Here is an 11988-nt window from a genome sequence, read left to right as displayed (position 1 = left end):
ATAGAAAAAACTATTGTAAAATTTTAATTAAAAAATGATGCTTTTAAAGAACGAAAGCCCTGTCTGCTTTGGTCCGGGTGAATGAAAACTATGTGATAAAGGCTTAGGGCATACAAAAACCCTATTTTTACCTACATAGATGGGTAAGTGATATTCAATTTTTGTGTATAATTAGGTGCTCTGGCAAACCCTTGGTGGCTTCGCTACACAGTTTGCGTCCTGTTTGACACGGTCAAAGGCAGGACACTGTGTGGGCAGGTGCTGGCTGTTGCATAGTGCCAAAATTCTCTGCGTCGGTGCGGATTGTATGATGAAACTGGTTTTTGTTCCCCTGTCTGGCCGCCGCGCTATGCGCTGTGCAGTTTTTTCCACCCTGTTTGCCATGGCTGCCATAAGTGCCGGGGTGCCTGCTTTTGCTGCATCCGGCGTTGTTGTTGGTAAGGATGGCGTGCTGACTGTGCCGGAGCAGTCTCCTCTTCGTCAGCGGCTCCAGGTCACAGCGGCCGAATGGTCCGCGCCGCGTGATACCTTGTCTGTCCCCGGTTCCATTATGGCCGAGCCGTCCCGTGTGGTGCCTGTCTTTGCGCCTGTAACCGGTCGTGTTGCCTCGGTTGCCGTAACATCCGGCCAGCACGTCAAGCGGGGTCAGGTTCTACTTACTCTGCTGTCGGGCGATACAGCGCAGGCTACAACGGATGAAACCAAAGCCAAGGCTGGTCTGGTGCAGGCCCGTAGCGCCATGCAGCGTGCGCAAGAAGTCAAACAGGCTGGTGGTGCCGCAACCAAAGACGTAGAAGCCGCGCGCGTACTGCTCTCTCAGGCAGAGGCAGAGGAACGCCGCGCACAGGCGCGTCTAGCCGCGTTGACAGACCAGTCTGGCGGAGATGGAACGCTGGTGCTTCGTGCCCCGATGGATGGCGTTGTGGCCACCTTGGCCACGGCTCCCGGCGTAAACATTACAGACCAGACCGTTGCCTTATTAACGGTGGAAGATATCTCGGAAGTCTGGGCCGTTGCCAACGTGGCAGAGGCCGATGGAGATGATGTGCATGTAGGGCAACCTGTGGCGGTGACCCTGCCTGCACGCGATGGAATTTTTATTCCAGGGCAGGTGTCAGCAGTAGAGCCGGACCTGCATGCGGATACACGGCGCATGCGGGCTATCGTACCGCTGGCGAACCCGGATGAAGACCTTAAACCCAACATGTTTGCCACTGTTGCCATACAGCTCAAACAGCCGCCCGGCCTTATGGTTCCGCAGTCAGCCCTGTTAATGAATAATGACCGTGTCACTGTCTTTGTAGAGGTCGCACCCTGGGCCTTCAAACGCCGGGTGGTCACCATTTCCTACGATGAGGGTGAGGACACGCAGGTTCTCTCCGGCCTGAAGGTTGGGGAACGGATTGTGACCCGCGGTGGGGTTCTGCTGAACGATGATTGAGAAAATTATTGCCGTCTGCCTGCGGGAGCGGCGCATCGTTTTTGCAGCCATGGCCGTGCTGGCCTTATGGGGTGGCTGGGCATGGAAAGACCTTCCGGTTGAAGCCTACCCGGACCTCGGTGCCGTCTCTGTGCAGATTAGTACCCAAAGTGCAGGCCTTGCTGCGGAGGAAATGGAGCAGCAGGTTACCATTCCCCTAGAGCGGCAGCTTGCAGCCACGCCGGGGCTTGTCAGCAGTCGTTCCAGCAGCACATTCGGCTTGTCCCTGATCAACCTGATTTTTCGGGATGGGGTGGATGTGTATGCAGCCCGTCAGCGGGTGACGGAGCAACTGGCACAGGTTACGCTGCCACCAGGCGTGACGCCCAGCATGGGGCCTGTCACCAGCCCATCGGGCGAGATTCTGCGTTATACGCTGGAGTCTGACAGCAAAAACCTGATGCAGCTTTCCGAAATCCAGCAATGGGTTGTGGTTCCGGCCCTCACCAAGGTGCAGGGGGTTGCCAGCGTCAGCAATTTTGGCGGCTTTACGCGGGAATACCAGCTCATGCTGGACCCGGACGCACTGGACCGCTTTCATGTGGGCGTAAACGATATTCTGGATGCCATCCGCAATAGCAGCATCAATGCTGGCGGCGGCCGCGTTGCACGGGGGGAGCAATCCTACATCGTGCGTGGCGTGGGGATGATCCATACCCTTGAGGAAATGGGGGACATACCCGTTGCCCAGCATGATGGCGTACCCGTCTTCCTGCGTGAACTTGGGCACATGCAACTGGGTCATCAGGTGCGGCAGGGTATTCTGGGTAAGGATTCAAACCCGGATACGCTGGAAGGTATTGTCTCCATGGTCACGGGGGAGAATGCGTCCCACGTGCTGACCCTCCTTCATGCCCGTGTCAATGAGCTTGAAAAGCAGCTTGGCCCGCAGGGTGTGCATATTGTGCCGTATCTTGACCGGGACAATCTGGTGCATGCCACAACAGAGAAAGTCACGCACACCGTTTTGGAAGGTGTGGGGCTGGTTTTTGTTATTCTCATTCTGTTTCTGGGGAGTCCGCGCAGCGCCATTGTGGCGGCTGTGACCATTCCGCTGGCGCTGGCTGCCGTGTTCGTCATCATGAGTATGCTGAACATGCCCGCCAACCTGTTTTCACTGGGTGCGATCGACTTTGGCGTGATTGTTGATGGCGCCATTGTGGTCACGGAAACCATCCTGTGTATGCGGGAAGCACGGCCAGACCACGTCATGACGCTGGAGGATGTAGAAGGCCTGACCAAGCATGTTGGGCGGGCCATTGTCTTTTCCACGCTTGTCATCATTGTTGCCTATAGCCCGCTGTTCGCTTTTGTCGGGGCGGAGGGGCGGCTGTTCCGCCCCATGGCATATACCGTCAGCTTTGCTCTTCTGGGGGCTTTGTTGAGTGCCATAGTGCTTACGCCGTCACTGGCTTTTCTGGCCATGCGGAAGCCGCACAAGATTTTTCACAACAAGCCGCTGGAAAAACTGCACGGTTGGTATCATGCCGGGCTGGGCCACATTATGCGCAAGCCATTGCTGGCCTATATCGGCGCTATAGCGGCTTTTGTGCTGGTTCTGGTTCTGGGCGCCCATACGGGCCGTGAATTTTTGCCGGATATGGATGAAGGGGCATTGTGGCTTCAGGTCCAGCTTCCGTCCGGTATGTCGCTGGAAAAAGCCAGTAGCACAGCAGATGAAGTGCGTAAGGCCATTCGCTCCTTCCCGGAAACGTCTTATGCCGTGACGCAGCTTGGCCGGAATGACTCCGGTACAGACCCATGGACTCCATCCCACATCGAAGTACCCGTGGGCCTGAAGCCTTATTCAGATTGGCCTAAGGGAGAAACCAAAGCGCAGTTTGTAAGCCGCCTGCGTGCCAAGCTGAAGCAGATTCCGGGTATCACCTTCGGCATCAGCCAGCCCATTGCAGACGGCATGAACGATCAGGCAGGTGGTGCCCACTCTGCCCTTGTTTTGCGTGTGTATGGTAATAATGCCCGCGAACTGCGGCATATCGGCACCCAGATTGTGGACGTGCTCAAGCATGTCTCAGGCACCACAGAAGCATCAATCTTTCAGGAACCTGAAATTCCGCAGCTCAACATTGTTGCCAACCGGCGTGCGGCTGCCCGTTACGGTATTTCCGTGGCAGATATTATGGCTGTTGTAGGGAATGCAATTGGGGATGCACCAATCTCCCAGATTTATATTGCAGACCGCACATACAACATGACTGTGCGTGTGCCCTCCAAACAGGTTAGCAACTTGCGGGCTTTGGGGCACCTGCCGCTTACGGCGGCCAATGGCGCACAAATTCCGCTAGAAATGGTGGCAGCTCTCAGTCTCAAGACCGGCGAAGGCACGATCTCTCATGAAATGACCCAGCGGCAGATTACCTTGCGCGTGGATAACGGCAAACGCCCGCTGTCTGACTACATGGCAGAAGCCCAGAGCCGTATTGCCAGCCAGGTTCATTTTGACCCTAGCCTCTACCGTCTTGAATGGGCTGGAGAGTTTGAGCAACAGCAACGCGCACAGGCGCGCCTGGGTGTGGCCTTGGCCATCATGCTTGCAGTCATGCTTGTTCTGCTGTTTGGCGAATTCCGCAAACTGCGTCAGGCAGTGCTGGTGCTGGCGGTTGTGCCACTGGCTCTGCTGGGCGGCTTGGTTGCGCTTCAGGTCCGGGGGGAAACCCTTAACGTGGCCACAGCGGTCGGGTTTATCGCCCTCTTCGGGGTGGCTGTGCAGAACGGTATTATCATGGTGTCCAACATCAACCGGCACCGCGCACAGGGTGTGGCTCTGGCAGAAGCAGTGCAGGAAGGGGCGGGGGAGCGGTTCCGGCCTGTGCTGATGACCGCAACCGTTGCCAGCATGGGCATGTTGCCCGCAGCTCTGGCAACAGGCATCGGGACAGACGTGCAGCGTGGTCTGGCAACAGTGGTGGTGGGTGGCTTGGGCATTGCCACCATCCTCACGCTCTTCATCCTGCCCACTTTTTATTATGAGATGGAAGCATGGTGCGAGCGGCGTGCCGCTGCACGGGAGCCAAAAGCATGAAGCATTTTCTTCTGGCAGGGTGCAGCCTCGGTTTGGTTGCGCTGGCAGGGTGTGCTGTTGGTCCGGACTTTAAAAAACCGGCAGCTCCAGCTTCCGGCCTGTATGGGCAGGGCACTAAGCTGAGCCGCACCCAGGCTGTTACCGGCAAGGCCGAGCAGGACGCCGCCGGTCTGCAAGGTGGGGCGCAGGTTTTTCACGTAGGGCAGGATATTCCGGCACAATGGTGGACGCTGTTCCGCTCACCAGCGCTGGACCAGCTTGTGCGGAAGGCTCTGGCCAATAATCCTTCGCTCGAATCCGCACGGAATGCTCTGTCTGCTGCGCAGGAAAACCGGCTGGCACAGCAAAGTGCTTATTATCCCAGTATTTCTGGCAGTTTTAACCCGACCCGTAACAAAACGTCTCGCACCTACTCACCTGTGCCCAACAGCAACCAGTGGCTTTACACGGTACACACGGCACAGTTGAATATCTCCTACGTGCCAGACCTTTGGGGCGGTGTACGCCGGGGGGTGGAATCCGCCACAGCCCTGCGGGATGCGCAGCGGGACCAGTTGCGTGCGGTGCAGCTTACCCTCACATCGTCTGTCGTGCAGGCGGCCATTGACTACGCCACCCTCAAAGAGCAGCTCGACACCACACAGTCCCTTGTTAATTTACAGCGCAACCTGCTGGACTCCGCCCGCAAGCAGGAAAAAGCTGGCGAGTTTTCGCAAAACGATGTGGCTTTGCAGCATACGGCCCTTGCCCAGAATGAGGCCACGCTTGCCCCGTTGCAAAAGCAGCTTGAACAGCAAAAACATCTGATTGCTGCGCTGGTGGGTGATACGCCAGACGTGCCGCAGCCGGAGTTCAGCCTCAAGGACTTCACACTCCCGGCTGACCTTCCCGTCAGTGTGCCTGCACGGTTGATAGAGCAAAGACCGGATATCCGGACCGCTCAGGCCAACTGGCACGCAGCCTGTGCACAGGTTGGGGTCGCTGTTGCCAACCGGCTGCCCAATATTCAGTTGGGTGCTACCCCCGGTTATGCTGCGGCTTCTATTGCCCAGATGGCAGCCCCCGGTTACGGGCAATGGACTATTGCCGCCATGATAACGCAGCCGTTGTTTGACGGAGGGCTTCTCAGGCATCAGGAAAACGCGGCCCGTGCTGCGTATGATCAGGCTGCGTCTGACTACCGGAGCACGCTTCTGTCCGCATTGCAGGATGTTGCGGATACGTTCACGGCCCTGCGGCTTGATGCCACAACGTTGGCGGATAATGCTGAGGCCGCAACCGCAGCCGGAGACAGCCTGCGTATTGCGCTGGCCCAATATAAATACGGTGCCATTAGTCAGATTGTCATGCTGGCCGCGCAGCAGGCGCATCTGCAAACGGAACTTGCTCTGGCCCAATCCCGTGCTGACAGGTTGGCAGATACTGTAGCCCTGTTTCAGGCTCTTGGCGGAGGATGGTGGAACAGCAAGGAGTCCGAGGCTCCCCATAATCCGTCATGGCACCCAGACAAGGGGCTGGCGGTGTTACTGCCCTAACGCCAGACTTTCCAGTTGAATGGGGGCAAGGATGCGAATGCCATGATGGTCCGTGCCCGCAATCAGCCCCTCCCGGCGCAGGGCGCTGATGGTACGGCTGACGGTTTCAATGGTCAGGCCTAGAAAATCCGCAATATCCACCCGCGTCATGGGGAGGGAGACAAGAGGTGTCTCGTCTTCCTTTGCCTGACAGGGTGACTGAATGGTGCGGGACAGCAGGAAACTGGCCACGCGTTCACGCGCTGTCTTGCGGCCCAACAGCAGCATCTGGTCCTGAGCATCGGCCAGTTCGTCTGCAATGCCTTCCAGGAGGCGGCGCTCAAACTGGGGGTAGTCCGTCAGCAGGGACTCCAGACGTGTGCGTGAGAAACGGCAAACCCTGACAGCATCTACCGTCTCTGCGCCAAAAGAATAGAAGCCGGCGTTTGTCAGCCCCAGAAAATGGCCCACATCCGCAAAGCCCGTAATTTGCCGTCGGCCATCAGGCAGGGATTTGAAGAGTTTGACCGTGCCCCCGGTCACATTGAAAAATGCTGTGGCAGGCGCGCCTTCTTCTACCAGTGTCGTGCCGGGCGGGAAGGAGAGAGTTTTTGAGGCCTGAGCCAAAACGGCAAGGTCATCATCGTCAATGGCGTTGCAGACGCTCTTTTCACGCACTTCGCATACCAGACATCTCCGCAGGTCATCCCCAGCGCTCAGCACCAGCCGTCTCCGTATTCTGGTGGGGGTAATGTGGGTCTGTGTATCTGCGGACATAAGGTGAACTATCCAGGAAAATAGGCCCTGCAGGGCAGAAAACTGCCAAAAAACAGGTAGATAGAAAGTGTAGATAAATCTTACGTTGTTTTTGATGTAAATCAAAGCCAAAGCCAACGCTTTGCCCATCTGCGTTTTATGCTCACCTCGTCACAAATAGTCCCGTGCCGGGAGTGTGCTTTTAAAGACACAGCATTTACCGCATAGGCGGCGGAGGTTGATTTAAATCAAGGCCCATGCGGCCTGTGCGTGATTTTTCCAGCAGACATATTACAACGCAGTTGGAAAAGTATAACGGCAATGCTCAAGTTTCGTTCATTCCTGACAGCTATCACCGCAGGTGTTGCGGCTCTGTCCGGTAGCGCCATGGCGCAGACAGCTGTGGCTCCAGCTTCCGCAAACACGCAGTATGTCAATGCACCCATCATGAAGCAGATTCCTTCTGCTCCCCGTGCGTCTGGGCATTGTGGTCTGTTCCAGACCTGCGCCAGCACCAAAATCGGTCTTGGCCGTGGTGACTTCATGGTGCGCTTCTCTGGTGTTGGTATCCTGCCGCAGGATCGTGACAGCCGCGTATGGGCTGCTGGCCCCACCGGCCCGATGACGGAACTGAAGCATTCCCGTATTTCCACCACCAATCAGGCCATGCCTGAACTGACGCTGGAATACTTCCTGACAGACAACGTATCTGTTGACCTGATTGCTACCAGCACCCGTCATGAAGTGAACGCAAGCGGCCCCAACATCCCTGGTGGCAAGCTTGACGTTGGCAGCGCATGGGTTCTGCCACCTACGCTGACCTTCGCCTGGCATTTCCGTCCGCACAAACGTTTCAACCCCTATGTTGGCGTGGGTGCAACAGCTATGTGGTTCCATAGCATGCATGGCGCAAACGGCATGAAGCTGAACTCTGGCTTCACCGGCGGCCCGGCTGTCAATGTTGGCTTTGACTATCAGCTGGTTGGTAACTGGTTCTTCAATGCTGATGTCAAGCAGGTGTTCGTTCGTATGCATGCCTGGGCTAAAGGCGGCGTCCTGAACACGGCAGTTGCTGAGGGTGCAAAGATTCGTGCGCACGAATCTCTCGACCCCACAGTGGTCTCTGCTGGTATCGCTTACCGGTTCTAAGACCATGGGCGCGGCATCTGTTTCTGACCTGATCACCCGTTACGGCGGAAACCTGCCGCGCTATACAAGCTACCCGACTGCTGCCAGCTTTACGGAGGCAGTCGGCCCTGCTCAGGCAGAAGGCTGGCTACGTGCTTTGCCAGCAGAGCAACCGCTCTCCCTCTATTTTCATGTGCCTTTCTGTGATGAATTGTGCCGCTTTTGCGGGTGCAATACGTCTGTCATGCGGCGTGATGACGGGCGTCAGGCCTATGGAGACCTGCTACGCGAGGAACTGAGGCGTGTTGTGGCGCTCATTGGGTCACAGCGGCGCGTACGCCATGTGCAGTTTGGCGGTGGCACACCCTCTACACTCCCCGAATCTGCTTTACGGCAGATCATGCGCTCCGTGCGCGCCATGTTTCATGTTGAGCCCAATGCAGAGTGCTCCATGGAGCTTGACCCACGGCATGTGCCACAGAATTACCCGGCTTTGTTGGGGGAGTTGGGTTTTACACGCATTAGCCTTGGTGTGCAGGACCTGAACGAAAAAGTGCAGGAAGCCTGTGGCCGGCATCAGTCTTTTGAACAGACAGAAGCCTGTGTCTCTAGCGTGCGGGCAGCCGGTGTGTCTGGCATCAATATCGATCTGATTTACGGCCTGCCTTACCAGACAGAAGAAAGCGTGGCCGAGACAGTGCGCCAGATTGCCTCTCTTCGCCCGGATCGTCTGGCCGTTTTCGGGTACGCGCATGTGCCATGGAAGCAGAAGCGCCAACGCCTGATTCCTGAGGCGTCTCTTCCCGGCCCAATGGAGCGTCTGGCGCAACGGGCCTGTATGGACGTTGTCTTGCAAAAGCACGGCTATGTCCCTGTAGGTCTGGACCATTACGCTCTGCCGGATGATGCTCTGGTCAAGGCCACCAGCGAGGGTACCCTGCGCCGCAACTTCCAAGGCTATACCACCGACTCGGCAGATGCGCTGATTGGTATGGGTGCGTCTGCCATTTCCATGCTGCCCGGTGGCTATACGCAGAACATTACGGCGGTTGCTCCCTATGTTCGCGCGTTGGCGGATTCGGACCATCTGCCAGTCGCACGGGGTGTTGCCCGTACAGCGGATGACCATCTGCGCGGCAAAGTGATTGAACGCCTGATGTGCGACATGGGGGTAGATCTGGCCCAGATGGAAGCCGGGCTGGATGTCTTCACACCTGAACTGGCGGAACTGGCCCCCTTTGTGCAGGACGGTCTGGTGACTGTAACTGGCGCAAAAGTGCAGATGACGGAAAAAGGCAGACCCTTCGTGCGGAATGTTGCGGCCTTGTTTGATACGCACCGTAAAACGCTGGCTCAGGCCTCTGTTGGGCGGCCCGACCAGCAGCGTTTTTCACGCGCTATCTGAACGTCTCTCTCTTTGTTGCGTATAAGCATATGTTGATCGTGCGGCCGTTTTGGCGCATGGAAAAGGCAGTTTGCTCCATACTGTAGCCAGAGTGGTGTGCAGGGAGTGGCATATATACCGCAACTGAAGGACAGGGCAGATGCAGTCTGAAGCCCAGGTTTTAGGAGCTGGCGCAGCTTCGGCATTCCCCCAAATGCTGGCGGCCACGCCTGTCAAACACCACCCCTACCAGCACTGGATGCTGGATACCGTTCTGGAACCTGAGGCCTGCGATGCTCTGGTTGCCTGGGATCCGGGTACAGAAGCCCGGGCTGGGGATGTTGGAGGACGGCGGGAGACGCGCAACAAATTCCGTGTGTTTGTAGATAAAACCACGCGTGCGCAGGATATGCGTCTCGACCGTCTGGCGCATGTGTTTGAAAGCCAGACCGTTCGTCAGGCTTTTGCTCAACATTGCGGTGCCCAGTTGGATGATGCCGCCCTGCGTCTGGAATTGTGCCTAGATACAGATGGTTTCTGGCTTGAGCCCCATACGGACATTGGTGCCAAGAAACTGACGCTTCTGGTGTCTCTTTCCACAAATGATCATGCGGGAGAGTGGGGCACGGACCTGATGTCACCCGATGGTGAGTCTCTGGCGCGTGCTTCTGGCGCGTTTAATTCGGGTGTTCTGTTTATTCCGTCCGACAAGACATGGCACGGTTTTGTCCGCCGGCCGATAGAGGGCACGCGTCGGACACTTATTGTCAATTATGTTGATCCAAGCTGGCGGGCTGTACACGAATTGGCCTTTGGTCCTGTGGCAGCGCAGCAATAAACGTTATAAAACAAGGTTTGGCGCAGCTCTCTCCGCAACAGGAGAGAGTGCTTTTTGCAATAGAGCCTAAGCAGGCATGAAAAGGGCCCCGCGCCGCTATCGGGGAGTAGAGAGCTGGGATGAGTGACACTGTGCGTGAGTCAATGGAATTTGACGTTGTTATTGTGGGGGGCGGCCCTGCGGGCCTTGCTGCGGCCATACGTCTGCGTCAGCTCTCCCCGGAAACCAGCGTCTGCCTGATTGAAAAAGGCAGTGAAATTGGCGCGCATATTGTCTCCGGCGCGGTGATCGAACCCCGAGCCCTTGAAGAACTGCTGCCGGACTGGAAAGAGCGCGGAGCGCCTTTGAACACCAAAGTGGCTGCAGAAGAAATGCTGTACCTGACGGAAACCGGCAGTGTGCGCGTTCCCATGCTCGACAAATTCATGCCGCACATGGCCAACCACGGCAATTATATTGTCAGCCTTGGTGAAGTCTGCCGCTGGCTTGCAGCGCAGGCTGAAGAGCTGGGCGTTGAAATCTATCCCGGTTTTGCCGGGGCTGAAGTGCTGATCGAAAATAACCGGGTGGTTGGCGTTGCAACCGGTGATATGGGCATCACGCGGGATGGGCAGCAAGGCCCCAACTACCAGCCGGGTATGGAACTGCGTGGCACCTATACCCTGTTTGCTGAAGGGTGCCGTGGCTCCCTGACTAAACAGGTTATGGCGCACTATGACCTGCGCAAGGGGGTGGACCCCCAGACATACGGCCTTGGTATTAAGGAAGTCTGGGAAATCCCGGCTGAGAAGCACAGACCCGGTCTGGTGCAGCATAGCTTTGGCTGGCCTATGGATGACCAGACCTATGGCGGTGCCTGGTTGTACCATTTTGGCGAAAACCTGGTTTCCTATGGGTTTGTCGTTGGGCTGGACTACCCCAACACATGGCTTTCCCCTTTTGAGGAAATGCAACGCCTGAAATTGCATCCAGCCTTCCGCAAACATTTAGAAGGCGGTCGTCGCGTTGCTTACGGTGCCCGTGCCCTGTCAGAAGGTGGTTTGCAGGCCATACCGCGCCTCACATTCCCCGGTGGCGCTTTGATTGGGGACTCCGCAGGCTTCCTCAACGTACCCAAAATCAAAGGCACGCACACAGCCATGAAGTCCGGTATGCTGGCGGCAGAAGCTGTGGTGGACGCCATGCAGACGGAGCGTGTGGAACCTGCTTCCTTCACTCAGCGCGTCAAGAACTCCTGGCTGTGGGAAGAGCTCCGTACCGCCCGCAACATCCGTCCGGCTTTCGCCCGGTTTGGCATGAAGAAAGGGGCAGTCTATTCAGCCCTGGATGCCATGATCTTCAAAGGTCATGCCCCCTGGACCCTTCACTTCAAACATTCTGATAACGAAGTGCTCAAACCGGCGTCCTTGTGTGAAAAACCAGCATACCCCAAGCCGGATGGGCAACTGACATTTGACCGCCTGTCTTCCGTTTTCCTGTCCGCCACCAACCATGAGGAAGACCAGCCCGTTCATCTGCGGGTCAAGAACCAGTCTCTATGGAAAACCGTGAACTGGGATGTCTTCCGTGCGCCGGAAACACGCTACTGCCCTGCAGGCGTGTATGAAGTGGTGGAGGAAGCCACAGACCCGCGCCTGCAAATTAACGCGCAGAACTGCGTGCATTGCAAAACCTGTGACATCAAGGATCCCGCACAAAATATCGACTGGGCGGTCCCTGAAGGTGCTGGCGGGCCTAACTATCCGGCCGGTATGTAATTTTTGTTAAAAATGCTGTATGCCCCCCTCTGAACGATCCTGCGTCTGCAAGCGAAAGAAGCCATGAAGATTGTAGTACCTGTCAAAC

The 11988-nt window shown here is 56.7% G+C and carries 8 protein-coding genes; 7 read left to right on the top strand and 1 reads right to left on the bottom strand.

Annotated features, from left to right (window positions below; translation table 11 throughout):
• The first annotated feature begins 307 nt into the window (after nt 1-307).
• From Abci_RS09250 to Abci_RS09240, 3 genes are read left to right on the top strand one after another with little or no spacing between them, the layout of a single operon-like run.
• The gene (locus Abci_RS09250; protein ID WP_048839127.1) at nt 308-1441 is read left to right on the top strand and encodes an efflux RND transporter periplasmic adaptor subunit; all 1134 of its coding nucleotides are present in this window, start codon (nt 308-310) and stop codon (nt 1439-1441) included.
• Nucleotides 1434-4523, top strand: coding sequence for an efflux RND transporter permease subunit (locus Abci_RS09245; protein ID WP_048838885.1), 3090 nt, complete (start codon nt 1434-1436; stop codon nt 4521-4523). Before Abci_RS09250 ends, Abci_RS09245 begins: the two co-directional genes overlap by 8 nt.
• Nucleotides 4520-6058, top strand: a complete 1539-nt coding sequence (locus tag Abci_RS09240) for an efflux transporter outer membrane subunit (protein WP_048838884.1) — start codon at nt 4520-4522, stop codon at nt 6056-6058. Before Abci_RS09245 ends, Abci_RS09240 begins: the two co-directional genes overlap by 4 nt.
• Here Abci_RS09240 and Abci_RS09235 read toward each other — a convergent pair.
• On the bottom strand, nt 6047-6814 hold the full coding sequence (locus Abci_RS09235; protein WP_048839126.1) for a Crp/Fnr family transcriptional regulator: 768 nt from the start codon (nt 6812-6814) through the stop codon (nt 6047-6049). The genes Abci_RS09240 and Abci_RS09235 overlap by 12 nt on opposite strands.
• Before the next feature lie 300 nt (nt 6815-7114).
• On the opposite strand from Abci_RS09235, the gene Abci_RS09230 reads away from it, so the two are divergent.
• The 4 genes from Abci_RS09230 to Abci_RS09215 all read left to right on the top strand — a co-directional run bounded on the left by Abci_RS09230 (nt 7115) and on the right by Abci_RS09215 (nt 11900).
• Nucleotides 7115-7942: an OmpW/AlkL family protein gene (locus tag Abci_RS09230; protein ID WP_048838883.1), complete on the top strand. Its 828-nt coding sequence runs from the start codon at nt 7115-7117 to the stop codon at nt 7940-7942.
• Between the two features lie 4 nt (nt 7943-7946).
• Nucleotides 7947-9326 (top strand): oxygen-independent coproporphyrinogen III oxidase, encoded by a 1380-nt coding sequence (gene hemN / locus Abci_RS09225; protein WP_048838882.1) that lies wholly within the window; start codon nt 7947-7949, stop codon nt 9324-9326.
• Nucleotides 9327-9465: 139 nt separating this feature from the next.
• Complete coding sequence (locus Abci_RS09220) at nt 9466-10143, top strand: 2OG-Fe(II) oxygenase (protein WP_048838881.1); 678 nt, start codon at nt 9466-9468, stop codon at nt 10141-10143.
• 119 nt (nt 10144-10262) lie between these two features.
• Nucleotides 10263-11900, top strand: coding sequence for an electron transfer flavoprotein-ubiquinone oxidoreductase (locus Abci_RS09215; protein ID WP_048838880.1), 1638 nt, complete (start codon nt 10263-10265; stop codon nt 11898-11900).
• Nucleotides 11901-11988 lie beyond the last annotated feature (88 nt).

The organism is Acetobacter cibinongensis, from assembly GCF_000963925.1.
Classification (GTDB): Bacteria; Pseudomonadota; Alphaproteobacteria; order Acetobacterales; family Acetobacteraceae; genus Acetobacter; species Acetobacter cibinongensis.
The sequence above is the reverse complement of the archived record's forward strand: the minus strand, read 5'-3'. Positions and strand labels throughout refer to the sequence as shown.